Raw genomic sequence first — 23304 nt, forward strand, 5'->3', positions numbered from 1 at the left:
CACACCTCAATACTTTACTGATCTTCTGGTATTATCCGTTCCATAAAATCTCGTACCATGCTTTCTGTCATACCACCTTCAAAAACATGTTCGACAGTGCCATGTTCATTTATTAAAATTGTAGTTGGTAAAGGATGGACGCCATATGCATTTGTCACAGAACGACCCTTATCGATTACAATCGGAAACGTCAAATTATACCGACTAGCGAAACGCTCAACCGTCAGTTCTGGTTCGTTTACATTAACGGCAATAATTTCAACACCTTTTTCCTTATACTCATCGTATAACTCTTCCATAATCGGCATTTCTTTTTCACATGGAGGACAGAATGTACCCCAAAAATTAAGAAATACACCTTTCCCTTCATATTCACTTAATTCAATTCGTTCGCCATTGAGGTCGGTTAATGCAAAATTAATCGACTCTTCTCCTACTTTCGCTAAACTTTGATCCATAAAAAATTGAGAATAAAACGTATAAGCAAGGGCTGCTCCGATCAATACTAAAACGCTCGTTCGCATCACTAAACGTTTTTGCTTCATTCACTCGTCCTCCTCTCAAAAAACACTTAACACTATGTTATTATAACGTCTTCCTTAAAGCGGTGATAAGGCGTTTTATGACGGTTTCGTGACAGCTATTTCTCTTAAATGCTTCACTTCGATTGGCTTTAAAGCTCGTCCTTCACCTGGGTTTAATCCTTTTAAATTCAAAAAGCTGTATTCTTCTCTTTTTAACTTCATGACAGGGTGCCCAATTGCTTCAAGCATTCTTCTTACTTGGCGATTACGCCCTTCATGAATCGTTATTCGAATAATAGCTGTTTGCTTTCTCTTATCAAGTGAGGTCATTTTCACCTTCGCAGGTGCTGTTTTCCCATCCTCTAACACAATTCCATTTTGAAGCTTCCTTAGCCCCTCTTTACTCGGGATTCCTTTTACCTTCGCAACATACACCTTATTTACATTATATTTCGGGTGCATTAAAAGATTTGCAAATTCTCCATCATTCGTTAGTAAAATAATTCCCGAGGTATCATAATCAAGTCGACCAATCGGAAAAACTCGTTGCTCAATTTCGATAAAGTCGGTTACGACTTTTCGACCTTTATCGTCACTCACACTTGAAATCACACCACTAGGCTTATAAAGTAAAAAGTAGACAGGTTCTTCACGATCAATGGGTACACCATTCACTTCTATCTCATCTTTATTAGGTATCACTTTTACACCTAGCTCTCGAACTACTTTCCCATTTACTCTTACTTTTCCTTCAATAATTAACTGTTCAGCTTTTCTTCTTGACGTAATTCCTGCTTGTGCAATGACTTTTTGTAGACGTTCCATATGTTCACCTCATTTAACATCATACTCGTACCACTTTAATTTCTCAAGCAAATCAAACATTGCAATATTGTGAACAGTGTACGTATGATAATTTCGTAAAAATTCTCAAAACAAAAAAACTGATTACCTTAGTTTCATCATAACCAAAAAGTAATCAGCTAATAGCTCTATTCTACCTTCCAAACACATAACTTACAACAATTATAGCAGCTATAATACCTACTAAATCAGCTAAAAGACCTACTTTTAAAGCATCTCCCATTTTTCGAATTCCAACGGCTCCAAAATAAACGGTTAAAACATAAAACGTTGTATCCGTACTCCCTTGCATCGTCGATGCAAGGCGACCGATAAACGAATCAGGACCATACGTCGCGATTAAATCAGACGTCATTCCTAAAGCACCTGTTCCAGAAATAGGTCTAATCAGTGCAAGAGGGACAATCTCTGATGGAATTCCTAGAGCTTGTAGCATCGGCTTTAGAAGCTCAATTATAAAATCCATTGCCCCAGACGCACGAAAAACAGAAATAGCTACTAACATTCCGACCAAATATGGAATTATTGAAATAGCCATTCCGAAACCTTCTTTAGCTCCTTCTACAAAAGTCTCGTAAGTTGGAACCTGTTTATATGTTCCGTACATGAGCACAAATGCAATTAAAATGGGTATAAACCAAATGGAAATAACTGTAATCCAATTCATGACTCAGCGCCCCTTTCTTAAGCGACGATAGTAAAAAAATCGATCGATAAGAATGGCACCTAATGTTGAACATATCGTAGCTATTAACGTGGTACCGACAATTTCTGTTGGAGCTACAGAATCATAACTCATACGAATGGATATAACAGTTGTTGGAATTAAGGTTATGCTAGCTGTATTAATCGCTAACAAGGTAATCATGGATCGACTTGCTGAATCTTTATTACCATTTAGCTCCTTTAATTGTTGCATCGCTTTAATTCCCATTGGAGTAGCGGCATTGCCTAAACCAAAAAGGTTAGCAGACATATTTGATAAAATGTATCCCATTGCTGGATGGCCTTTAGGCACTTCAGGAAAAATTTTACGAACAAATGGCTCCATTAAACGTGACAAGCCTCGAAGCATACCAGCAACCTCTGCTATTCTCATGAGCCCTAACCAAAAAACAAGAATACTAATGAGACCAATACAAATCGTAACAGCATCCTTAGCACCTGAAAAAATGGCTTCATTCACTTCAGACATTCTACCGTTAAAAGCTGCAAAAACTACGCCAATGACTAGCATTGACATCCATATTTTATTAATCATACGGTTTCACTCCAATATAAGAAGAAAAAACATTTTTAAAATTCGTCCAAAAGCCTTTTTCTTGTTCAATTGGAGCTTCGTAAATAATCGGAACTCTACCGATCAAGTCATTGTAGACAAGTACATCATAATGACCTACTTTTTGTTGATCAAATCGCTGTTCCTGTCCACTTTTTTTCGGAGGTTCATCAAGAGTGAGTGAAATTTCTAACGATTCTTTTTCTGATTCATTTAATGGATAAAGAAAAGGATGAGAAACATATATACGATCTTTATAAAAAGGATGATCGATACCTTTAATCATTCCCTTTTCAATAATCATTTCTGTTTCATATTGATCAAACACCCATTCAAATAAGTTCATATGGTCATGCCAATCACTTGGAGCATTTAACGTCACAACGATATATTTGTTTTCACTTTTTTCAGCTGTTGAAACAAGAGTTCTTTTAGCGCGTTTTGTAAATCCTGTTTTTCCTCCAGTTGAATGAGGATACAGCTCTGTTAATAAACGATTTTTATTTTTCCAAACGCGTATTTGTTCACCGTCAACTCGATGACTTTTGGTAGAAGCAATCGTTCGATATTGTTCAAATTGCATCGCATATTGTGTCAAAAGAGCCATATCATAGGCAGTGGAAAAGTGGTCTTCATGATCATCTAAACCATGAGGGTTTTGAAACAGCGTATTGTACATACCAATTTGCTTTGCTTTCTCATTCATTAAATAGACAAATCCCTCTAAGCTGCCACCGACATGCTCAGCAATAGCTATCGCTGCATCATTACCACTTCTTAACATTAATCCATATACTAAATCTTCAAGTGCCATTTCTTCTCCAGCTCTTAAATAAATCGAAGATCCTTCTGTTCCCTCAGCACGATTACTCACTTTAACCATTTCGTTCATTTTTCCTGACTCAATGGCTAATAAAGCTGTCATAATCTTGGTTATACTAGCAATTCTTAGTTGATCATGAGCATTCTTTTCATATAACACTCTTCCTGATTCTTGTTCCATTAATATAGCAGCTTGAGCAGAAACATGGCGATTGTTTGCCTGTGTAATTTGTGATTGTGCAGAAAAAATCATGATTATAGCAATGCTCATACATATAATTCTTCTTCCCATCTCTCCATCCCCATCCTTGACTAATAGGATTCAACTAAACTTGTCCTGTCATTCTCTTATTAGCCCATTCTATGCAATGGTGACAAAAATATGATAATAAAAACTGCGGTAGCGATTTTTTCTTAATTGCGTCGTGCCCAAATCGTTGTAACGCATGGTGCCACGCCATCCGAGAATCCGTCTACATCCTCTTTAACTAACCTTTTAAACATCTTTTCATTCAATCTTTTTATAATAGGATATACTGATAAATTCTGATCCTGATTCAAAATAAACACTTCTATTATATTCAAGCTCATAATTTTACTTATTATAGAGAAAATATAAAAATGGGGGGTTGAACGATGGAAGAGTTGTTTCAAATATTCGGAAGAATCATGACGATTTTACCACTTCTTTTAATGCTGACATTGTATATGGGAAGGCGTGCGATTGGTCAAATGCCCGTATTTGATTTTCTTATTATGATGACACTTGCTTCAGTTACAGGAGCTGATATTGCTGATCCGAGCATTCAGCATACTTACACAGCTTTTGCAATTGTTGTCATTGCTCTTTTTCAAAAAGTTGTTTCAACCTTATTAATTAAAAGGAAATCATTTGCTAAGTGGATTACATTTCATCCAATTGAAGTCATTCGTGATGGAAAATTAATTAAAGCAAATCTAGAAAATGTTCAATATTCAGTTGATAACATTTTACAGCTATTGCGTGGAAAGGATATTTTTAATATTGAGGACGTTTATTCAGCCATTATCGAAGCAAACGGTTCGCTTAGTGTGCAAAAAAAAGCAAATAAAGTGACTCCTACTAGAGAAGAATTCAATCTAGCTAATCCAATAGACACAATTGCTTATCCCGTTATTGTAGATGGACGTTTTATGAAAGAAGTGATTACTCACTTAAATACAACAGAAGAATCCCTTCGCCAACAGCTTATTGATAAAGGGATTCATCGTATTGAAGATATTTTTCTTTGCACAATGACACGTTCAGGGGACACCCAATTATCCTACACAACGAAACAACCTCTTAACCCTTATGTGTAAAGATATTATTTCGTATAAGGTGAAACCATTTGATATACAGCATGCATTTGTTCTGCACACCATCGATACTGTTTTTTTACTTGAGGCTGTTCTGTATCCAGTGAAAACAATTCCAAATCAGCTTGAACCTGTTTTATACTTGCTTCAAGCAATGGAAGCTCTGTTGGCTTGGGAACTGTCAGCTGATCATCAAATAAATCAATGGTTAATTGACCATATTCATCGATTTGAGCTAAAACGACATTCTCAACTAATGCATTCATTTTCTCTAGTTCCGTTTGTAGCCATTCTCTACTTAATCCCCTTGTCGCTAATGGTTCATCTAAAATTTCTCCATCCATTATGACTGTCTCGGGCTCTTTAATAGCCGGAACGTTTTGATTTAATATTTTTGCGGTTAAAGGTTGAGTATCTTTTTTCAACAGAACATTTAATTCACCATTCCCTTCAAGAACCGCAAATTCTACATCTGTAAATTGAAATACATTTTTCGATCGTAATTTGCGTAATAACTCATCTGTATTTATGTGTTGCTTCTTCATATTATCTTCAAGAATCTTTCCATCTTTAACAATGGGAACTCCTTTCCCATAGAACAGCGTTCGAACTTTCTTACTCACTTCACTTAGATAAGAAATACTAATCATCCCTACACACCAGACGACTAATGAAATGAGAGCCCAACCAAATGGAATTGACAGATGAAACGAACCCATAGCTACGATGAGTGAAATGATTAAAATGAAACTAAATTCAATTATTGAAGCTTCACCGATCGGTTTTCGTACAAACAACCTCCCTATTGTTATTACGATAATAAAACCGATCGCACTTCGTAGTATAACTTCTAACCATCCTGGCATTTCATCACATCCTTAAACTTATACTTATTGTGGTTCATATTGCGGTTCTTGAAATTCAATTTCTTGTTTTCTTTTTTGAACTTCATCTACAACTGACCTTGTCTTGAGAGCTGCTTGTCTGAATGCCTCGCTCGCTTCCTGCTCCTTCGTTTTTAATGAAAGAGAAAGTAAGCTTGCTTCAATGGCTTTTAACGATACTAACGCGCTTTCTACTTTTGAAGCTACCGTCATTACGTAATCACCTACCCTTTCGATTTAAAGACCAATGATGCTAAAAAGCCAAATATAATGGCCGCTGAAATACCTGCACTTGTGACTTCAAAAATCCCGGTCAACACACCGATTATCCCACTACGTTCTGCTTCAGCCATTGCACCATGGACTAGCGAATTACCGAAGCTTGTAATAGGTACAGTTGCACCTGCCCCTGCGAAATCAATTAAAGGCTCATATAATCCGAGACCATCCAATATCGCACCGCTTACAACTAGCGCACTCATTGTATGAGCAGGTGTTAATTTACCTATATCCATTAAAAGCTGACCAATGACACATATGAGACCACCGACAATAAACGCAAATAAAAAGGTCATTCACCTCCACCTCCTACTTCTATTGAAACGGCATGAGCAATACACGGTATCGTTTCATTTTGTTGGTAAGATAAAGGTGATAACAAGGCTCCTGTAGCAACAACTAATAATCGTTTTACCTGACCTTCGCGCATAGTTTTTAGTAGATGACCATAGACGACTGCTGCCGAACAACCTGGCCCACTTGCTCCTGCTAAAATCGGTTGTCCCTCCCGATAAATCATGAGACCACAATCTTGAAACGTATCATCCTTGATAAATAATTGCTTTTCACTTAACAGTTCCTTCGCAATGGGTAAGCCAATTTCCCCTAAATCACCAGTGACAATGAGATCATAATAATCGTCTGGTAAATTCAAATCTCGAAAGTGAGCAGCAATAGTATCCGCAGCTGCTGGGGCCATTGCAGCCCCCATATTAAAAGGATCTGATAGTCCCATGTCAACGACTTTCCCCATCGTTGCTGACGTTACGACAGGTCCTTCACCTGAATGGGCGACGACCGCTGCTCCAGATGCTGTCACCGTCCATTGCGCCGTAGGAGGCTTCTGCCCACCATATTCTGTTGGATAACGGAACTGCTTTTCTGTAGCAGCGTTATGACTTGAAGCGGCTGTCACTATCCGGTTTGCACTTTTTGAATTAACTAGAAGCGCACCTAGTGCAAGCCCCTCCATCGATGTTGAACATGCGCCAAACAATCCAACATAAGGGATAGTCAATGTTCGACTCGCAAAGCTCGATGGCGTCATTTGATTAATTAAATCACCAGTGATCATAAATTGAACATCTTCTTTCTGCAAAGAAGCCTTTTCCAAGGAGCGAACAATTGATTCTTCTAATAAAACTTTTTGTGCTTTTTCATACGATTCCTGTCCTAGCCATAAATCACTATGAAGAATATCAAAATCATCTGCTATTGCTCCATTTGCTTCAAATGGCCCACCTACTGTTGCGGTTGATATAATGACAGGTTTCTGTTCAAATGACCAAGATTGATGTCCTTGTAGCATTTACAGTCCTCCCCATTGGATGAAAACGGTTTTAATTAATGCAATAACGAACGCGGCAACAGTTCCAAATACAATGACTGAGCCAGCTAGCTTGAATATATTACCTCCTACTCCAAGCACATAACCTTCTGTTCGATGTTCAATGGCAGCTGAGGCAACCGAGTTAGCAAAACCGGTTACAGGAACAGCCGTCCCTGCGCCGGCAAATTGAGCAAATCGATCATATACACCAAAGCCGGTAAACAATACAGCAAGTAGTATGAGAGTGGCAATAGTCGGGTCGCTTGCAGAGCGTTGCGTGAAGTCAAAAAAAGTATAATAAAACATTTGAATACATTGCCCGATCACACAAATAAAGCCCCCGACTAAAAAAGCTTTTATACAGTTTTTTATAACAGGTCTTTTTTTCTCATGTTTCTGTGCTAGCTGTTGATATTGATCTTGTTTTGGCGAGATATTTTTCTTCTTATTTTGAGACATTTTACTACCCTCCTATCCTTTCATCATTTCATCTAATTCTTTTAAGCGTTTTGACAATCGTTCTTCACTAATTGAACGTTGCTTCAATTGCTGTTCGAGCTTTCCAACCTCAATAAAGATTTTCTCATCTGTTGAAACATGTACAGTCGCATCTGGATATCTCTTTTTGATAGCATCATGTGACTTTTTCCTTATTTCCTTTAGAAAAAAACGGTCCAGTGGTTTTACATGAGGCGTTATATATACGTTATTCCCCTGCGAAACCCCTTTCACTTCGATAACTTCATCCATTGATAAGACAATTTCTTTCGCTGTATTTGCCATGTTCTGCTCTACTATGACGTCCTTTAATTGCAGTGATTTTATTTCTTCGTTCGTATTCATTTCACATCCTATCAAATAAAAGCAACATACTAATAAAATCAATATGATCTTTTTCATAACCTTCTCTCCTTACAATTCATTATGTATGGCAAAGAATCTTTCTATATAATGAAAGGAGGTTCTCACGTAGAGCAACCTCCTGCTTTAAGCTAACTTTTGTATTGAGGCTCTTCTTGTTCGATTTGCTGCATTCTTGGTGTTAAGCCATCAATAACACTTTGTGTGTTTTGGGCCATTTGTTGATACAATTGCTTTGCTTGTTGATTTTCCGTTTCAAGTGCAAACGTTTCTAAGCTCGCTTGAGCACTTTTTAATCCGGCAATGGTTTGTTTCATTTTTGAACCAACCGTCATCTTCATAACCTCCTTAGTCGTTAGTACAATTATATTTTGATAAAATAACCAACAAACTATTAGAGGAAAAATTTTACTTTTTAGAAGGAGCGTATCTAATGTTCTTCAATCCCATTACGGTTATGTTAATTTGCACAAGTATTGTCCTTATAACTATATTTATTACGTATAAGCATGTAAAAAAGAAGATTCAGCTATTACTTAACGAAATAACAGATTTAAAAGTACCAATTTCATTAGTTCAGTCAGAAATACAAAAAAGCGTACAAGAAGAAAGTCGTACTCATGTTTTGATTATGCTATATCGCTTACGAGAAGCTGTTGGTAAGCAACAAGAACAGTTACACCCTCGATATATTGAGCAATTACCTATGACTCATGGTTTATCAGAAGTTGAGCTTAGTCATCTATTTTCTGGTGAAGCAGCTTTAATTATTCATCAATATTGGGCGTCTTATCGTTCTTATGTGGAAAAATATTGGTTGACAGATTCAGGGCAAATAAAAACGATTTTTCAAGGTAAGAATAATGACCTTAATACGGAACTCGGACAGCTTCACTTCGATTCACAAAAACTTGTCATCTATTTTGATCAAATGATTAGCAAGCTAAACTCACTCACATAAATCTCTTCTCTCTCGTTCAAACTAATTATAAGCGAGGGAAAAGGAGGAGTTACGTGAATACAAACTTTCTTTCTCTAACAGTTGAGCTTTTTGTTGGTTTTTTTGCTTTGCTCGTCCTTACGAAAATTCTTGGCAAAAATCAAATTACACAATTAACACCTTTCGATTTTATCTCAGCATTAGTTCTTGGGGAGTTAGTGGGAAATGCTATTTATGATAAAGATATTGGTCTACATTACGTTATTTACGCTGTTTTTTTATGGGGAGCACTTATTTATACAATTGAGATGATTACACAAAAATTCCGTGGCTCTAGAAGTATACTTGAGGGTAAACCATCCTTCATTATTGCAAACGGCAAAATTCAATTTTCAGAGTTAAAAAAAAATAAACTTGATTTCGATCAACTTCTCCATCTTCTTCGTTCACAAGGAGTTTTTTCAATTAGAGAGGTCGAATATGGAGTATTAGAAACGAATGGATCCGTTAGTGTATTAAAGAAATCCCAATATAGCTACCCAACTCAACAAGATTTGAATATGCCTCCTACATCAGTACAATTTCCTGTTTTTATAATACTTGATGGTGAAGTGATACAAGAAGGTCTGGACAAGCTAAATAAGGATGGAGCCTGGTTAAAGAAGGAGCTTTTTCAAAGAGGGATCGCTGGTCCGAAACAAGTCGTCTACGCAGAGTGGTTAGAGGATGAAGGGTTCGAAATTCAAACATACTAAAATGGAGGTATGTAACACCATGAAACAACTAGCGCTCTTTATATTAATTGTCTTTATTTCATTGTGCGGGTGTCAAGATGAGAAGACAGATCAACACTCTCTCACACATCAACAAAAGAAAGCAACTCAAAACAACGGTCATAGCGTTATCGTCATTCTAATTGACTCAATGACTGAAAAAGTAATAGAAAAGGGACTTAAAGAAGGCAGACTACCAGCTTTACAATACTTAATCGATCATGGTACAGTCTTTCATGATCTCGTTGCACCGTTTCCTTCCATGTCAGTTACGATAGAAAGCACTTTGATTACAGGCGATTCTCCAGATGAACATTCAGTTCCAGGGTTGAATTGGTACGATGCAACATCAGATTCTCTTATTAGTTATGGTGACTCTATCTCATCCATGTGGAAGCTAGGTCGAAATGATGTTATTGATCATACATTAAGTAAATTAAATAACGAACATTTAAATAAAAAATCAACAACGATTTATGAAAGCTTAAAGAGAAAAGGACTTACTACTGGTTCTATTAATATGCTTGTCTATCGAGGAGACACAAGGCATACACTCACTGTGCCTGCTCCTTTTAAAACCATTCTTCAATTGGAATCGGAAACGATAGAGACTAAAGGGCCTGACCTTTTGGCATTTGGTAAAGCTATTCAACCTGAAATAAAAGGTGATGTTCCCGATGGAATAACAGAGCAACTTGGTCTAAATGACCGTTACTCAGCAGAAGTCATTGCTCAGCTCATTAAAGATGGACAACAACCTAACTTTCTGATGGCATTCTTTCCTGATTTTGATAAGCTTGCTCATCATCATGGACCTTATGCAATTGACGACTTTATTAAAGTTGATCATGATGTACAAACGATTTTAAATGCATATGAAAGTTGGGAAGACGCTCTTACTAAAAATACTTTTATCGTATTAGGGGATCATGGACAAAGTGAACTCATTCATAATAAAGAGTCTGTAGGAATTGAACTCGAATCATTAGTATATCCATATTCAGTCGCTTCGTTATTTGAATCACCTAGTAGTGGGGACATCATTATAGCGAACAACCATCGCATGGCTTATTTTTATTTGAATAATGAAGAACTTACATTTTCCCGAGTCAGCGAACTGTTATTACAAGATGATCGTATTGATCATATCGCCTGGATAGAAAATGATGAAGTCGTTTTACAAAAACAAGGTATCAAAGGTTATTTACGATTTAAAGAAGGCGGAGTATTACAAGATGACTATGATCAAAACTGGACACTTAATGGGAATAGAAACATCGCTCATATTTCAGTAAAAGACAATTATATTAACTATAATGATTATCCGGATATCTTTCACCAGCTCGACTCAGCATTAAAAAGTCATGACAACACATTAATTGTTACAGCTAAGCCTGGGTACACGCTGAAAACGGAAGCTGCACCCGTTCACGTTGGTGGTGGTGAACACGGTGGTCTTCACAAGACAGATACATTAACGTCTATCATTGTTTCTAGCAAAGAAAACCTGCCTGAAAAACGAAGGATGGTCGATTTATTTGACTATTTCCACACTTTTTTTAATTAAATGTTCGTAACCGTTATGTGTTTTAAGAGGATTGATACGGTTGTTTAAATCAGGCGCAATGTTGCAAAGCAATCGCCACTCGAAACAAAGGTGATGAGAAAGCCGATTTGAATACGTTTACTTTAAACGTATTCATTGCCCCTTCTAAGAGTGGAGATTGCTTTCTCATTTATTGATCTCTAATATGGTGTCCACTTTACCTTCCGTGCTTCTTTAAAACGTTTTTCTACTTCTGGCCAATAAACAACGTTCCACCATTGCTCGATATATTTATTTCTCTCATTTTGATAGCGTAAGTAATAAGCATGTTCCCATACGTCTAATACTAATAACGGAATGACATCTTGCTGCGTTAGATTTTGGTGTTTTTCAGCTTGTAAAATTTCTAAACGATGTGCTCTCGGCGACCATACTAAAAGCGCCCATCCACCTCCCTCTACATGTTCAGCAGCCTGCGAAAATTGTTCCTTCATCTTGTTAAAGCTCCCAAAATCTTGTTCAATTTGTTTCTTTAACATACCTTCAGGTTGTCCGCCACCATTTGGATTCATCACTGTCCAAAATATCGTATGCAAATAATGACCAGCACCATGAAAAGCTAATTCTCTCTTCCAATGTTTAAGCAAATCATAATTCCCAGTTTCCCTTGCTTCTTTGACTTTTTTCTCAGCTTTATTCAATCCATCAACATAGCTTTGATGATGCTTCATATGATGTAACTTCATTGTTTGGCGATCAATGTATGGCTCCAAATCCTCGTAACGATATGGAAGAGGAGGTAATATATGCCCACCAATTGGAACAGAATGATCCCCTCTCTCTACCTCCTTTTCTCGTTGTAGATTATGCCAACTTTCGTAACAGTTCATTGCTAAAGTGTATAATTGCTGATTCTCATGGTCCTTAACGCCTGATTTACTTTTTTCTAACTCATTGATTAACTCGTTCATAGACGACGTAAATTCACCATCGTCTATCACTAATGTTTCATCTCTGTTATAACATATCCGTTTTAACTCTTCTGCCCATTTTAAAACATCGTTAACATACTGTGAATGAATAGTATGAGTTTCCATCTTCTCCTCCTTACCATTTAATCCATTCATTATATGATGATAAGAGGTTGGTTCATGTAAAAATACACGAATTTTTTATGATTCTTCCTTTTTTGTTTCAATTTAAGGGCTTCACCATTATACGTTTCGAAATAGATGTCGTTCTCCAATAACTTATAATCTAAAAAAAGATATGTCAAAGGCTCAATGAACCTTAGACACATCTTTACCTATTACTGAATTTCTTCAAATTGCTGTAAAAATAAATCTGCCTCATCTTCCAATGAACCGTCATCGACTTCATCAGGTAATGGCGGTAACTCTTCTAGAGACTTCAATCCAAAATGGTCAAGAAAAAAAGATGTCGTACCATACAGAATAGGTCGACCCGTACCTTGCGCTCGGCCAACTTCTTTTATAAGTAATTTCGCTGTTAATGATTGTAACGCCTTTTCTGATTTTACTCCTCGAACATCCTCTACTTCCATTCTTGTAATAGGTTGTTTGTAAGCAATAATAGCTAATGTTTCAAGAGCAGCTTGTGAAAGCTGTGATTGGATAGGCGATGTAGCAAGCCTTTTAAAATAAGGGGCATGCTCAGCTCTAGTAGCCATGCGAAAAGCACCAGCGACCTCAACAATTTGAATCCCTTTTTTTTCATCTTCATACTTAAATTGCAAACTAGTGACCGCTTCAGCCGCTACTGTTGTATCAAGCTCTAATACTTCTGCTAGTTGCTTAATTGTAATCCCTTCATCACCAACCACTAGCAATAATCCTTCTATAACCGCTTGGAGTTCACGAAAAATCAATGTAGATTCCCCCCCTCAACTCGGTAGATCATGATGCTTGTGAAATTTTCATCTTGTATGCAGCGAACCGATTTTGTTTTCATCAACTCCAAAACAGCTAAAAATGTCATGACGATTTGTCCTCTATCCTGTTCATAAAATAGCTCTTCAAAGTGAACCGGGCGATTTAATTGACTCATTCGGTTAAGTACAAATTCAATTTTTTCTTCGATAGAGTACTCTTGGCTTTTTACAGTTTTCGTCTTAGGAGCCTGTAAAGCTTTACGTTTCGTTAGCTTTTGATAAGCAGCAAGCATATCAAATAATGTGACTCCTTGAATCGCCAACTCTCTCTTTTCTGCTTCAGTTATAAATTGATCTAATTCATCAGGTGCACGAGTATAGGTAAGGCTTCTTTCTTTTTCCTTCTCCTTTAACTCATTTGCTGCTTCCTTATACTTTCGATATTCGATTAAACGAAGCATTAATTCCTCACGAGGATCCTCCTCTTCTTCCAATACCCACTCTTCCTCAAATAACTCCTCCTGTTTCGGGAGAAGCATTTGGCTCTTGATGGCTAATAATGTAGCAGCCATCACTAAGTATTCACTGGCGATGTCTAACTCCAATTCTTGCATTGTTTCAATATACGTCATGTATTGATCAGTTATTTGTGCAACAGGTATATCATAAATATCGACCTCTGCTTGATTAATTAGATGCAATAACAAGTCGAGCGGTCCTTCAAATGCATCAATCTTTACACTATATGAATTCAATATAACCACCACTAGCTTCTAGACTATCTACGAAATTATACCACACATTCAATAAATGGAGAACATATCTTCTAACCACACACTAAAATATACTCACTCTGTTCGATTCACTTTTTTGCATATGTTACAATATTCTAATATGGGGAGAATTACATGTATATAAAGTGAATCGTTATTTTGTTCCCATTTGTGATCCAACGATTAAAAGGAGACAATTATGTACCCTATTAAATATTTAGATTATTTAATTCATTATCATATTTATCGTGATTACTTTGAATGTCACGAGATTTTGGAAGATCATTGGAAAGAAGTGACAAATCCGTTAGTGCATAATCAATGGGTTGCGTTAATTCAATTGGCAGTTGGGCATTACCATCACCGACGAAGTAATGATAATGGCGCTAGACGACTGTATAAGAAATCCTACCATTTATGCTCTCTTTATTCTGATGAATTAAATCAACTAGGTTTAAATACAACTAAACTATTAAGAACTATTAAAGCAGTTGAAGCACAATTGAGAATGAATGAATTTCACGATGTTCATCTACCAATGTCACAAGATTTGTTAGCAGCTTGCAAAAAGCGTTGTGAGGAATTAGATGTTCAATGGAATTTGACTTCAGTCCCTTTTGTACCAAATTTTATTGTAAATAAGCATTCTTTACGAGATCGTAGGGAAGTCATAGATGAACGTGAGAAGCAATTAACGAGGAGAGTAAAAGACAGGGAACTTCCCTTTAATGAATAACTACTTTTCTTAATTGCGAAGTAAGTTGATCTGAATGTACTTTAAGGAAGAAACAACGTGTAACACACGAAGCCGACTCCGTCCTGGACCACTGAAAAAGGATAAATCAACTTTTTCAGTGCCATTAACTAGCAATGTCTTCATTCGTTGCTCGCTTAATACGAGAAACCCATTCGTATCAAGCTTTTAAAAATAAGAAACGGTTTCGTTTCACATAATTCTGAAAGGGCACCGAAAAGTTTGATTTCAACTTTTTCGGTGCCCTTGTTCTTAGGACTCCTCTTCTTCACAGGCGAGCATAAATGTTTTCGTTACATCAGTTGGCTTCAAGTCACAAGGAAGCATGAGTTTTAACTGTTCAAGCATCCTCTTTCCTATTCCTTCTTTACGGTGTGATGGATTAACAGAAATATGCCGCAAATACGCATCCCCATTCTCAATTGAAACACCTACTACGCCAACAATGTCAATCTCTTTCCAAACATACAATTTCCAACTCGAACTCTCTGCATACAAATCCATTGTCTGACGTAACTGTTTTAAATCTTTTTCGGTAGGCATGAAGGAGAGCAAACCCATTGCAATTTTTTGATGGCTTTTTTTATATGGTATTAGCATAATAAAACCTCTCAACACCTTATCTACTAAGCAATAAAAGTTGTATTCATTTTACTACATCTTGTAACAGTTTATCATAGTTATCTATGCTGCTACGCGGATCTTCCCGAAAAAAATGTTACAACTACATTACAGCCTATGCAAGAAAATTGAAAAAGGTAACACCAACCCTTTTTGAGAAACCTCTTTTATTCAAAGTTTTTCCCTAAATTGGCCATTTCAATTGCAGCTGTCGCAGCATCCCACCCTTTGTTACCTGCTTTCGTTCCAGCTCGTTCTACAGCTTGTTCAATTGTATCTGTCGTCAAAACTCCAAAGATAACTGGTTTACCTGTAGAAAGTGTTAATGACGATACTCCTTTTGCAACTTCACTGCAAACATAATCAAAGTGAGGCGTCGCACCTCTAATGACTGTCCCTAATGTAATAACGGCATCATAACGTTCTGAATCAAGCATCTTCTTTGCTGCAAATGGGATTTCAAATGCACCAGGTACCCAAGCAACATCAACATCTTCTTCTTTAACACCATGTCTCTTGAGAGCATCCTCTGCTCCACCTAATAATTTACTTGTAATAAACTCATTAAACCTTCCTACAACAATCCCTACTTTTAAACCAGTACCAACTAAATGTCCTTCAAATGTTTGTCCCATCTTGTATTCCCCCTCGTTACTTTTTAAAATGTAGCATATGTCCTAGTTTTTCAGATTTTGTCTTTAAATAACGTTCATTATCTTTGTTATGCGGTAATTGCAACGCCACACGTTCAACAACTTCTAAATCATACCCCTTTAAGCCCGTTATCTTACGTGGATTGTTCGTTAGAAGGCGCATTTGTCTAACGCCTAAATCACGTAAAATTTGTGCTCCAATACCGTAATCACGTAAATCCGGAGCAAAACCAAGCTTTTCATTTGCTTCGACCGTATCATAACCTTCTTCTTGTAATTTGTACGCTTTAAGTTTGTTTATCAAACCAATACCGCGTCCTTCCTGTCTCATATAAAGTAAGATTCCTTTTCCTTCTTCCTCTATTTGAGCAAGAGCTGCATGTAACTGTGGTCCGCAATCACAGCGATGAGAGCCAAACACATCGCCTGTTAAACATTCAGAGTGTACACGAACGAGCATAGGCTCTCCTTCAATAATGTCTCCTTTCACAATTGCAACACTTTCTTTCCCTTCAAGAACATCTGTGTAGCCAATTGCTTTGAAATCTCCAAAATCTGTCGGCAGCTTAATTTCAATTTCTCGTTTTACTAATTTATCTTTTTTACGACGATAACGAATTAAATCTTTGATCGTAATCATTTTTAACTGGTGCTCATCAGCAATAGCACGTAATTCAGGTACACGTGCCATCGTACCATCTGCATTCATAATTTCACAAATGACTCCTGCTGGTTTTGCACCTGCTAGACGAGCTAAATCGATCGCTGCTTCAGTATGACCTGCCCTTCGTAAAACGCCACCTTTTTTCGCTACTAGTGGGAAGATATGACCTGGTCGTTTGAAATGGTGCTTTTCTGCATGCTCATCAATAAGAGCTCTAACTGTAACCGCGCGTTCCTCAGCTGAAATGCCCGTTGTTGCTGTATAATGATCCACACTTACCGTAAATGCCGTACCGTGTGGATCTGTATTGTGATCAACCATCGAAACAAGATCAAGCGCTTGTGCTCGCTCCTCTGTAATTGGAGCACATACTAATCCACGACCATGAGTGACCATAAAATTAATAACTTCATCTGTTGTTTTTTCAGCAATTGCGACAAAATCACCTTCATTTTCTCGATCCTCATCATCACACACAATCACGACTCTACCCTGTTGTAAATCCTCTAATGCTACTTCTATAGAATCAAATATCATTTTCTCGTCAGCCTGACTCATTTATTCTCACACCCCTATCCTATTTGAAGCCATGTTCTACTAAGAAGCTGTCAGTTAATGATGAGTTGGGTCTTTTTGAATAACGTTTTGAAATAAAATGTTCAATATACTTTCCGACCATATCACACTCGATATTAACCATGTTGCCAACGTTTTTGCGACCTATTGTTGTTTCATCTAACGTATGTGGAATAATCGAGATCGTAAAACTACCTTCGTCTACTGCGAAAATTGTCAAGCTCGTACCGTCAACTGTGACTGAACCCTTTTCAATCATATATCTTCGTAAGTTCTCAGAAACACCAATACGATAATAAACTGCGTTGTGGTCCTGCTTCTTAGAAAGAATTGTACCAGTACCATCTACATGACCTGAGACGAAATGGCCACCAAAACGTCCATTAGCGCTCATAGCTCGCTCTAAATTTACTTTCGATCCATTCGTCATTCCTCTTAAACTTGTAGCTCTTACAGTCTCAGGCATTACGTCAACTTCGAATGATTGGTCTGTAAATTGAGTTACCGTTAAACAAACACCATTAACTGAAATACTGTCACCAAGCTGCACATCTTGCAAAACTGTTTTAGCTTGAATGGCCATCACCATCTCATCCCCTGATTGTCTAACATCTTTAATTGTTCCCACTTCTTCGATGATCCCTGTAAACATTTTAGTTTCCCTCCTTCAATCGAGAAATAATCTTAACATCGTCACCAACTCTAGAAACATCAATCATTTCAAGCACAAGTGCTTCCTCTACTTCTTGAAAGCCTTCTCCACCAATAGAGGTTGGAGCAAGTTTACCACCAAATAATTTAGGGGCAACATAAGTGATCACCTGATTGACAGCTCGCTCTTGCAAAAAGCTACCGTTAATCTCCGCACCACCTTCAACAAATACAGATAAAATTCCACGTTTCCCTAATTGCTGTAAGGTAGATTTAATAGAAAAATCTTTTATACAAATGACCGTTACGCCCTGTTCTTCTAACTCCTTGCGTTTTTCAATTGGTGCTTGTTCTGTCGTTACAACCCAAGTAGGTGCTTCTTTATCTGTAACAAGCTTTGAATGAATTGGAAGTCGCAAATTCCGGTCTAAAACAACCCGGATAGGATTAATACCACCGTTTGGTAGTCTTGTCGTTAAGGATGGGTCATCTGCCAAAACAGTTCCAATTCCTACAAGTATCGCATCATGAGTATGTCGATATGTATGAACATCTAACCTTGCCTCTTCACTCGTAATCCATTTGCTTTTACCAGTTACGGTTGCAATTTTACCATCTAACGTAATAGCTGATTTTAACGTCACAAACGGGACCGCATATTTCATAAAATGAAAAAAGACATCATTTAATTGAATAGCTTCCTGCTTACATACACCTGTTATGACTTTAATCCCAGCTTGTTCTAAACGTTTAATACCTCTTCCAGAAACAGCTGGGTTGGGATCTACAGTAGCAATCACAGCTCGTTTAACCTTCTTCTCAATAATCAAATTTGCACAAGGTGGGGTCTTACCATAATGACTACATGGCTCGAGTGTGACATATATTGTCGCACCTTCTGCTTTATCACCTGCCATGCTTAATGCCTGAACTTCAGCATGACCTTCTCCAGCTTTTAAATGTGCCCCCATACCGACAATCGCTCCATCTTTCACAACAACTGAGCCAACCATAGGATTAGGTGATGTTTGACCTTTTGTACTTTCAGCCAATTTCAAAGCTAATTTCATATAGTCCTGATCATTCAACATCAATTCACCTCTCTTTTATCAGGAACTGCTTCTTAATTCTTACATTCCTACTAAAAAAAGCCCTAAGCAACATTGCTCAGGGCTTTTTAAGAGATCACGAAATAAACGTCAAAATGTTTATTTTTTGACGAGGACAGTTAAAAAAAGGTATACCTCCCCCTCTATAAAAAAGGGGTATGAATCCTTTTCTACTGCTTCGCTCCTTCTCCCATCCAGACTTTCACTGTCGGTCCCGGATTTGCACCAGGTCCACCGACTTCAAATACATGAAGCCGGGTCACGGACTAAGAAGTGAATGATTCACTTTCATCACCGCCGGTAGGGATTTTCACCCTGCCCCGAAGGAATATTTATACAATTAGGAATTCAAACATAGTTTGAATAATCGAATCATACCACTTAAATTTCAAGAAATCAAGAAATTTAACTCGACGGTCTTCATATAAATCCTGCTCCTAATATGACGTTATTCTTCAAGTAAAGATAATATTCTCTGGACAATATTATTCGCAGCATTAGGCTGCTTCAATTTACGAGCACTGTCTCTCATTTCCATTGAAAACTCATTTTCATACAAGACTTGTTTTAGTATTGCGGGTATATCTTTCTTATTATTAGCCTTCTTTGCAGCACCTACGTTAATAAGAAATTCAGCATTTTGCTCTTCATGCCCTGGCACAGGGTTATAAATAACGATTGGTGTTTCACAAGCTAGCGATTCAGCCATTGTCAATCCTCCTGCTTTAGAAAATATCGCATCGCTTGCTTTTAAATACAGTAAAAAATCATCCGTAAATTCTATTATGTTAATGTCATGTTTACTTTCAATAACTTCTATTTCCTTTTTCATTCTTCTATTATGACCAATCATACATAACAATTGAATGGGCTCTTCCAATGTATTTAAGGATGTAATCGCTTCTGTGTAATTCGTTAACCCCATACCTCCTCCAGCGATTAATAACACCTTTCTATTCTCACATATGCCCAAACGCTGTCTGCTGTCATATTTAGTTTTGTTCAATGACATATGACTTTTTATAGGTATTCCCATCGTAAAAAAGAGGTCTTCCTTTACATTATGGCGTCTCGCAAACTCTGACACGTTAGGATCTATTGTGAAATAAGCATCTATCTCTGGTCGGATATAAGCAGGGTGCAAAACAAAATCTGTAATGACTGTATAAAAAGGTACCTTTAACTGTCTTTGTTTTTTTAGTTGAGCTAAAAAAGCTGTTACAAAAGGATGAGTTGAAATCATAAAAGAACAGGATGAATGTTTCACGATATGATGTAATTGTCTAATAAATAACCTAGCAAACTGGTCTAAAAACAAATATAGTGGTACTTTTTCAGCTCTAAAATAAATATTTTTCCATATTAGAGGCTTCTTTTTCAATAAATGAAGATAACTTTTCAGCATACAACTATGAAGTACCGGACTTATTGAATAAAATGTATCTATAATTTTCGGTTGAAATCCTTGTTTTTCAAGTTCGTGTTGGAGAGCCATGGCCGCTTGATTATGTCCATGCCCGATCGATGCAGAAAAGATTAGTGGTTGAGGCTTCATATTTATTTCCCCTCTTTCCAAGATGACTGACACTAGATGTATGATAGTTATTTTTTGAACGTTAGAGAGGAATCATTCATCGTTATGAAAAATGGTTCATTTAAACATCTGTTTTTAAAATAAATTACATATTATTTCAATCATTTACCATACTATCTTTAAAATCAATGGAAGGATGAATGAAATGCAAAAATCTATGCACACCTTCAAAGAAATTTTAAAGGAAATCATTCTAAATTTTGTTCAACAAGAGTATGAGCATTTATTTAGTCGAAATGTTAATAATAAAGAAGGGATAAACGAACCGATAGATGATAATTGTTTTCTTATTATTAAGACTCCGAGCTAAAACATCGATTCTCTCTATTCAATTCTTCGATTTAAGGTGAACGATGTTGAACAAAGCCGTAAGTGAGGTATCTTATGCTGATGCATGACAGAACCTCACTATTCGGATTTTTCTTTCATGAAACTCTTTTTTACCATTACCCTTGATTATACAATGTTCAATGCTCCCTCTTTAATTTCCATACGAATAGGACTTTCCGAAATAATTTCTCCATCACTTTGAACTAAAACAGGTTTATCCGAATGAATAAAAACTTCTTTACCGGTTAAGACTTGAACATTTCTATGTAGGACATGCGTTCCATTATAAGCTCGTACAAATAATCGTATCAATCCCCATTTACTTAGTCCATGAACGATACAAATATTTAAAAGGCCGTCATTATTAACCGCTTGTGGACAAATACTTATTCCTCCCGCATAATTTGGTGCATTGGCAACTGCTACAAGCCAAACATCAGAAAGAGCGAACTTCTCTCCATTAACGGTTAACGATATCTTCGTAGGTTGATACGTTCTTAGAACTTCTAACATACTAACTACATAAGAAAAACCACCTAATCCAAAATGATTCAACCAACTCTTATATTTAGCCTCATTTGCAGTCTGTGCGACTTTTCCGTCAAACCCAACTCCTGTAACGGTCAAACAATAACGTTGGCCTAAGTGAAGTAAATCGACTTTTTTTTGATCATGAGAGAAAACACGTAATAATGCTTTTCGATATTGTAAAGGAATACCTAAACAGCGTGCAAAATCATTTCCTGATCCTGCAGGAATAACACCTAAAGGAATTTGTGTATACGCAAGTGCCGTTGCTACCTCATTAATCGTACCATCGCCACCTATCACGACAACGGCTTGTAACGAATGAGCTAGGAGCTCTTTTGCAATCTCGGTCGCGTGTCTTGGCCCTTTTGTAAAACGAACAACAAATGGTTTATTTTCTTCAGTCAATACCCTTTCTACTTTCTTCCATACTCGATTCCCTCTTCCATTACCAGAAGCTTGATTCACAATGAATCCATACATGAGATGCTCCTCCTAAAAAAATCAAAGTCTAATCTAGTGTATATTTTCGGCTATTATTGAGAATATTATCCATATGGTAAGAAACTTAATAATGATGGAGGTTAAACATTGAATACATTCACTTTCAGTAATATACCTAAAGATATATTTTCTAATTGGCTCATAGAAGGAATAAAACAGACCTTTTCTGCTAGAGGTTATACATCCTTAACGTCAACAGAAGAACATACAAAGCTTGTGTTCAATTTCGCTGATCCAAAAATGCCCGTTCCTTTTCGTAGAAATTCGCAAGGAACATTTGTCGTCTCAATTATTCAAACGGATCAATATCCTAAAGATATCCATAAGGAAGCATATCCTTATTTAGTTCGCACTCTTTCTAATCATTTAATGTATATTGTTCATAGTCAAAAAAGGATACATCTATACTTTTTAACGCCTGAACAAGGTCTTTATACAATCACACACGATCGAAACGAATCAGAAGCTCGTTTTTTTCAGAAAGTATTCGATCGATTAGAACCATTAGCATCATCACAATTAATCATTAATAATGACTTTTATGAAAATCTACCCAAATCTTTATGGCATGGTGATGAAATAACCAATTCTTTAAGTCGTTCAGGAGAAAAGTTAGCGAAAATGAATCTCTTACCTGCCCCGTTCCCATTAGAGGAAGTGTTATCACACAGAGATATGAGGCATTTAAAGAAGTTATATGGGATTGGTGGCTTAAGCTACGGTAATTTAAGCGCGCGAAAAGACAGAGAAACATTTTGGATGAGTGCTAGTGGAATTGATAAGGCTAATATGAGAAATATTGGTCAAGACATTCTCTACATTTCCGGCTATGATCCAGAAAAAAAAGCAATGAAAGTTAGTATACCGCCAAACATTAAACCAAAGCGAGCATCAGTCGACGCCATTGAACATTGGATGATATATAAAGAGCACCCAAACGTAGGTGCTATCGTTCATATTCATGCTTGGATGGACGGTGTGCAAGCAACACAATTTAATTTCCCGTGTGGCACAATTGAGCTTGCGCAAACAGTAGCAGATCTCGTTAAACAATCAACTGATCCAACACGTGCAGTTATTGGATTAAAAAACCATGGTTTGACTATTACTGGGAGAAGCCTTGAAGATATATTCGAGCGAATTGAAGGTAAGGTGCTCCCGCAAGTACCAATGCTTTAACTATAACTAACTTTATATGAGAAAAGCAGGTGTGACC

Annotated in this window: 30 protein-coding genes and 1 riboswitch; of the genes, 7 read left to right on the plus strand and 23 right to left on the minus strand. The window is 37.0% G+C overall.

Annotated features, from left to right (window positions below; genetic code table 11):
• Positions 1 to 14 precede the first annotated feature (14 nt).
• The 6 genes from resA to MW695_RS12455 form a co-directional block, all read right to left on the minus strand.
• Positions 15 to 545 carry a thiol-disulfide oxidoreductase ResA gene (gene resA / locus MW695_RS12430; protein ID WP_247105670.1) on the minus strand — a complete coding sequence of 177 codons (531 nt, stop codon included), beginning with the start codon at positions 543 to 545 and terminating at the stop codon, positions 15 to 17.
• A 75-nt stretch (positions 546 to 620) separates the two neighbouring features.
• On the minus strand, positions 621 to 1349 hold the full coding sequence (locus tag MW695_RS12435; protein ID WP_247105671.1) for a pseudouridine synthase: 729 nt from the start codon (positions 1347 to 1349) through the stop codon (positions 621 to 623).
• Positions 1350 to 1521: 172 nt separating this feature from the next.
• Positions 1522 to 2055 carry a spore maturation protein gene (locus MW695_RS12440; RefSeq protein ID WP_247105672.1) on the minus strand — a complete coding sequence of 178 codons (534 nt, stop codon included), beginning with the start codon at positions 2053 to 2055 and terminating at the stop codon, positions 1522 to 1524.
• 3 nt (positions 2056 to 2058) lie between these two features.
• The gene (locus MW695_RS12445) at positions 2059 to 2649 is read right to left on the minus strand and encodes a nucleoside recognition domain-containing protein (RefSeq protein WP_247105673.1); all 591 of its coding nucleotides are present in this window, start codon (positions 2647 to 2649) and stop codon (positions 2059 to 2061) included.
• The gene (locus MW695_RS12450; RefSeq protein WP_247105674.1) at positions 2642 to 3760 is read right to left on the minus strand and encodes a D-alanyl-D-alanine carboxypeptidase family protein; all 1119 of its coding nucleotides are present in this window, start codon (positions 3758 to 3760) and stop codon (positions 2642 to 2644) included. Before MW695_RS12450 ends, MW695_RS12445 begins: the two co-directional genes overlap by 8 nt.
• A 143-nt stretch (positions 3761 to 3903) precedes the next feature.
• The gene (locus tag MW695_RS12455; protein ID WP_247105675.1) at positions 3904 to 4080 is read right to left on the minus strand and encodes a hypothetical protein; all 177 of its coding nucleotides are present in this window, start codon (positions 4078 to 4080) and stop codon (positions 3904 to 3906) included.
• A gap of 45 nt (positions 4081 to 4125) precedes the next feature.
• On the opposite strand from MW695_RS12455, the gene MW695_RS12460 reads away from it, so the two are divergent.
• Positions 4126 to 4830, plus strand: coding sequence for a DUF421 domain-containing protein (locus MW695_RS12460; protein WP_247105676.1), 705 nt, complete (start codon positions 4126 to 4128; stop codon positions 4828 to 4830).
• 5 nt (positions 4831 to 4835) lie between these two features.
• On the opposite strand, the gene MW695_RS12465 is transcribed toward MW695_RS12460, so the two are convergent.
• The 7 genes from MW695_RS12465 to MW695_RS12495 all read right to left on the minus strand — a co-directional run bounded on the left by MW695_RS12465 (position 4836) and on the right by MW695_RS12495 (position 8516).
• A complete protein-coding gene (locus MW695_RS12465) occupies positions 4836 to 5693 on the minus strand; it encodes a DUF421 domain-containing protein (protein WP_247105677.1) in 858 nt (285 codons plus the stop codon).
• A 24-nt stretch (positions 5694 to 5717) separates the two neighbouring features.
• Positions 5718 to 5924, minus strand: coding sequence for a DUF1657 domain-containing protein (locus MW695_RS12470; protein WP_247105678.1), 207 nt, complete (start codon positions 5922 to 5924; stop codon positions 5718 to 5720).
• An 11-nt stretch (positions 5925 to 5935) separates the two neighbouring features.
• Positions 5936 to 6286: a stage V sporulation protein AE gene (gene spoVAE, locus MW695_RS12475; RefSeq protein ID WP_247105679.1), complete on the minus strand. Its 351-nt coding sequence runs from the start codon at positions 6284 to 6286 to the stop codon at positions 5936 to 5938.
• Positions 6283 to 7299: a stage V sporulation protein AD gene (spoVAD, locus tag MW695_RS12480; protein WP_247105680.1), complete on the minus strand. Its 1017-nt coding sequence runs from the start codon at positions 7297 to 7299 to the stop codon at positions 6283 to 6285. Before spoVAD ends, spoVAE begins: the two co-directional genes overlap by 4 nt.
• A complete protein-coding gene (gene spoVAC, locus MW695_RS12485) occupies positions 7300 to 7779 on the minus strand; it encodes a stage V sporulation protein AC (protein WP_247105681.1) in 480 nt (159 codons plus the stop codon).
• A gap of 12 nt (positions 7780 to 7791) precedes the next feature.
• On the minus strand, positions 7792 to 8220 hold the full coding sequence (locus MW695_RS12490) for a hypothetical protein (protein WP_247105682.1): 429 nt from the start codon (positions 8218 to 8220) through the stop codon (positions 7792 to 7794).
• Positions 8221 to 8312: 92 nt separating this feature from the next.
• On the minus strand, positions 8313 to 8516 hold the full coding sequence (locus tag MW695_RS12495; protein WP_035340047.1) for a DUF1657 domain-containing protein: 204 nt from the start codon (positions 8514 to 8516) through the stop codon (positions 8313 to 8315).
• 98 nt (positions 8517 to 8614) lie between these two features.
• On the opposite strand from MW695_RS12495, the gene MW695_RS12500 reads away from it, so the two are divergent.
• The 3 genes from MW695_RS12500 to MW695_RS12510 are packed head-to-tail and all read left to right on the plus strand — an operon-like array spanning position 8615 to position 11461.
• The gene (locus tag MW695_RS12500) at positions 8615 to 9142 is read left to right on the plus strand and encodes a hypothetical protein (protein WP_247105683.1); all 528 of its coding nucleotides are present in this window, start codon (positions 8615 to 8617) and stop codon (positions 9140 to 9142) included.
• Positions 9143 to 9195: 53 nt separating this feature from the next.
• A complete protein-coding gene (locus MW695_RS12505; protein ID WP_247105684.1) occupies positions 9196 to 9876 on the plus strand; it encodes a DUF421 domain-containing protein in 681 nt (226 codons plus the stop codon).
• Between the two features lie 19 nt (positions 9877 to 9895).
• Positions 9896 to 11461 carry an alkaline phosphatase family protein gene (locus MW695_RS12510; protein ID WP_247105685.1) on the plus strand — a complete coding sequence of 522 codons (1566 nt, stop codon included), beginning with the start codon at positions 9896 to 9898 and terminating at the stop codon, positions 11459 to 11461.
• Positions 11462 to 11640: 179 nt separating this feature from the next.
• Here MW695_RS12510 and MW695_RS12515 read toward each other — a convergent pair whose 3' ends face one another.
• The 3 genes from MW695_RS12515 to MW695_RS12525 all read right to left on the minus strand — a co-directional run bounded on the left by MW695_RS12515 (position 11641) and on the right by MW695_RS12525 (position 14086).
• Positions 11641 to 12537: a superoxide dismutase gene (locus MW695_RS12515; RefSeq protein WP_247105686.1), complete on the minus strand. Its 897-nt coding sequence runs from the start codon at positions 12535 to 12537 to the stop codon at positions 11641 to 11643.
• Positions 12538 to 12749: 212 nt separating this feature from the next.
• Positions 12750 to 13328: an SMC-Scp complex subunit ScpB gene (scpB, locus tag MW695_RS12520; RefSeq protein ID WP_247105687.1), complete on the minus strand. Its 579-nt coding sequence runs from the start codon at positions 13326 to 13328 to the stop codon at positions 12750 to 12752.
• Complete coding sequence (locus MW695_RS12525) at positions 13325 to 14086, minus strand: segregation/condensation protein A (RefSeq protein WP_247105688.1); 762 nt, start codon at positions 14084 to 14086, stop codon at positions 13325 to 13327. Before MW695_RS12525 ends, scpB begins: the two co-directional genes overlap by 4 nt.
• Before the next feature lie 217 nt (positions 14087 to 14303).
• Between MW695_RS12525 and MW695_RS12530 the strand changes: the two genes are divergently transcribed.
• Positions 14304 to 14840: a DUF309 domain-containing protein gene (locus tag MW695_RS12530; protein ID WP_247105689.1), complete on the plus strand. Its 537-nt coding sequence runs from the start codon at positions 14304 to 14306 to the stop codon at positions 14838 to 14840.
• 270 nt (positions 14841 to 15110) lie between these two features.
• Here the strand turns inward: MW695_RS12530 and MW695_RS12535 are convergent, their stop codons facing one another.
• From MW695_RS12535 to MW695_RS12560, 6 genes are all read right to left on the minus strand, one after another.
• Positions 15111 to 15458: a GNAT family N-acetyltransferase gene (locus MW695_RS12535; RefSeq protein ID WP_247105690.1), complete on the minus strand. Its 348-nt coding sequence runs from the start codon at positions 15456 to 15458 to the stop codon at positions 15111 to 15113.
• 188 nt (positions 15459 to 15646) lie between these two features.
• Entirely contained in the window at positions 15647 to 16114 is a 468-nt protein-coding gene (gene ribH / locus MW695_RS12540; RefSeq protein WP_247105691.1) for a 6,7-dimethyl-8-ribityllumazine synthase, read from the minus strand.
• Positions 16115 to 16130: 16 nt separating this feature from the next.
• Positions 16131 to 17354, minus strand: a complete 1224-nt coding sequence (locus tag MW695_RS12545) for a bifunctional 3,4-dihydroxy-2-butanone-4-phosphate synthase/GTP cyclohydrolase II (RefSeq protein ID WP_274169705.1) — start codon at positions 17352 to 17354, stop codon at positions 16131 to 16133.
• 19 nt (positions 17355 to 17373) lie between these two features.
• On the minus strand, positions 17374 to 18024 hold the full coding sequence (ribE, locus tag MW695_RS12550) for a riboflavin synthase (protein ID WP_247105692.1): 651 nt from the start codon (positions 18022 to 18024) through the stop codon (positions 17374 to 17376).
• Between the two features lies 1 nt (position 18025).
• Positions 18026 to 19111 carry a bifunctional diaminohydroxyphosphoribosylaminopyrimidine deaminase/5-amino-6-(5-phosphoribosylamino)uracil reductase RibD gene (gene ribD / locus MW695_RS12555; protein ID WP_247105726.1) on the minus strand — a complete coding sequence of 362 codons (1086 nt, stop codon included), beginning with the start codon at positions 19109 to 19111 and terminating at the stop codon, positions 18026 to 18028.
• A gap of 199 nt (positions 19112 to 19310) precedes the next feature.
• A riboswitch (FMN riboswitch) is annotated at positions 19311 to 19464 on the minus strand.
• Positions 19465 to 19580: 116 nt separating this feature from the next.
• Complete coding sequence (locus MW695_RS12560; protein WP_247105693.1) at positions 19581 to 20687, minus strand: MGDG synthase family glycosyltransferase; 1107 nt, start codon at positions 20685 to 20687, stop codon at positions 19581 to 19583.
• Between the two features lie 184 nt (positions 20688 to 20871).
• On the opposite strand from MW695_RS12560, the gene MW695_RS12565 reads away from it, so the two are divergent.
• Positions 20872 to 21036: a hypothetical protein gene (locus MW695_RS12565; protein ID WP_247105694.1), complete on the plus strand. Its 165-nt coding sequence runs from the start codon at positions 20872 to 20874 to the stop codon at positions 21034 to 21036.
• 146 nt (positions 21037 to 21182) lie between these two features.
• On the opposite strand, the gene MW695_RS12570 is transcribed toward MW695_RS12565, so the two are convergent.
• On the minus strand, positions 21183 to 22067 hold the full coding sequence (locus tag MW695_RS12570) for a diacylglycerol/lipid kinase family protein (protein WP_247105695.1): 885 nt from the start codon (positions 22065 to 22067) through the stop codon (positions 21183 to 21185).
• A gap of 108 nt (positions 22068 to 22175) precedes the next feature.
• On the opposite strand from MW695_RS12570, the gene MW695_RS12575 reads away from it, so the two are divergent.
• Positions 22176 to 23267 carry a class II aldolase/adducin family protein gene (locus MW695_RS12575; protein ID WP_247105696.1) on the plus strand — a complete coding sequence of 364 codons (1092 nt, stop codon included), beginning with the start codon at positions 22176 to 22178 and terminating at the stop codon, positions 23265 to 23267.
• The last annotated feature ends 37 nt before the right edge of the window (positions 23268 to 23304 follow it).

Origin of the sequence: Halalkalibacter sp. APA_J-10(15), from assembly GCF_023017105.1 — a bacterium.
Classification (GTDB): domain Bacteria; phylum Bacillota; class Bacilli; order Bacillales; family Bacillaceae_D; genus Halalkalibacter.

Excerpts from the sequence above, each read along its gene's own strand:
- MW695_RS12455 (WP_247105675.1), bottom strand. The coding sequence starts at position 4,080 with ATGAGCTTGAATATAATAGAAGTGTTTATTTTGAATCAGGATCAGAAT.
- MW695_RS12490 (WP_247105682.1), bottom strand. The coding sequence starts at position 8,220 with ATGAAAAAGATCATATTGATTTTATTAGTATGTTGCTTTTATTTGATA.
- MW695_RS12435 (WP_247105671.1), bottom strand. The coding sequence starts at position 1,349 with ATGGAACGTCTACAAAAAGTCATTGCACAAGCAGGAATTACGTCAAGA.
- MW695_RS12515 (WP_247105686.1), bottom strand. The coding sequence starts at position 12,537 with ATGGAAACTCATACTATTCATTCACAGTATGTTAACGATGTTTTAAAA.
- spoVAC (WP_247105681.1), bottom strand. The coding sequence starts at position 7,779 with ATGTCTCAAAATAAGAAGAAAAATATCTCGCCAAAACAAGATCAATAT.
- spoVAE (WP_247105679.1), bottom strand. The coding sequence starts at position 6,286 with ATGACCTTTTTATTTGCGTTTATTGTCGGTGGTCTCATATGTGTCATT.
- MW695_RS12445 (WP_247105673.1), bottom strand. The coding sequence starts at position 2,649 with ATGATTAATAAAATATGGATGTCAATGCTAGTCATTGGCGTAGTTTTT.
- MW695_RS12560 (WP_247105693.1), bottom strand. The coding sequence starts at position 20,687 with ATGAAGCCTCAACCACTAATCTTTTCTGCATCGATCGGGCATGGACAT.
- MW695_RS12510 (WP_247105685.1), top strand. The coding sequence starts at position 9,896 with ATGAAACAACTAGCGCTCTTTATATTAATTGTCTTTATTTCATTGTGC.
- MW695_RS12470 (WP_247105678.1), bottom strand. The coding sequence starts at position 5,924 with ATGACGGTAGCTTCAAAAGTAGAAAGCGCGTTAGTATCGTTAAAAGCC.
- MW695_RS12570 (WP_247105695.1), bottom strand. The coding sequence starts at position 22,067 with ATGTATGGATTCATTGTGAATCAAGCTTCTGGTAATGGAAGAGGGAAT.
- spoVAD (WP_247105680.1), bottom strand. The coding sequence starts at position 7,299 with ATGCTACAAGGACATCAATCTTGGTCATTTGAACAGAAACCTGTCATT.
- MW695_RS12495 (WP_035340047.1), bottom strand. The coding sequence starts at position 8,516 with ATGACGGTTGGTTCAAAAATGAAACAAACCATTGCCGGATTAAAAAGT.
- MW695_RS12450 (WP_247105674.1), bottom strand. The coding sequence starts at position 3,760 with ATGAGCATTGCTATAATCATGATTTTTTCTGCACAATCACAAATTACA.
- MW695_RS12535 (WP_247105690.1), bottom strand. The coding sequence starts at position 15,458 with ATGCTAATACCATATAAAAAAAGCCATCAAAAAATTGCAATGGGTTTG.
- ribE (WP_247105692.1), bottom strand. The coding sequence starts at position 18,024 with ATGTTTACAGGGATCATCGAAGAAGTGGGAACAATTAAAGATGTTAGA.
- MW695_RS12465 (WP_247105677.1), bottom strand. The coding sequence starts at position 5,693 with ATGCCAGGATGGTTAGAAGTTATACTACGAAGTGCGATCGGTTTTATT.
- MW695_RS12565 (WP_247105694.1), top strand. The coding sequence starts at position 20,872 with ATGCAAAAATCTATGCACACCTTCAAAGAAATTTTAAAGGAAATCATT.
- MW695_RS12530 (WP_247105689.1), top strand. The coding sequence starts at position 14,304 with ATGTACCCTATTAAATATTTAGATTATTTAATTCATTATCATATTTAT.
- MW695_RS12500 (WP_247105683.1), top strand. The coding sequence starts at position 8,615 with ATGTTCTTCAATCCCATTACGGTTATGTTAATTTGCACAAGTATTGTC.
- MW695_RS12460 (WP_247105676.1), top strand. The coding sequence starts at position 4,126 with ATGGAAGAGTTGTTTCAAATATTCGGAAGAATCATGACGATTTTACCA.
- MW695_RS12440 (WP_247105672.1), bottom strand. The coding sequence starts at position 2,055 with ATGAATTGGATTACAGTTATTTCCATTTGGTTTATACCCATTTTAATT.
- MW695_RS12545 (WP_274169705.1), bottom strand. The coding sequence starts at position 17,354 with ATGAGTCAGGCTGACGAGAAAATGATATTTGATTCTATAGAAGTAGCA.
- ribH (WP_247105691.1), bottom strand. The coding sequence starts at position 16,114 with ATGGGACAAACATTTGAAGGACATTTAGTTGGTACTGGTTTAAAAGTA.
- resA (WP_247105670.1), bottom strand. The coding sequence starts at position 545 with ATGAAGCAAAAACGTTTAGTGATGCGAACGAGCGTTTTAGTATTGATC.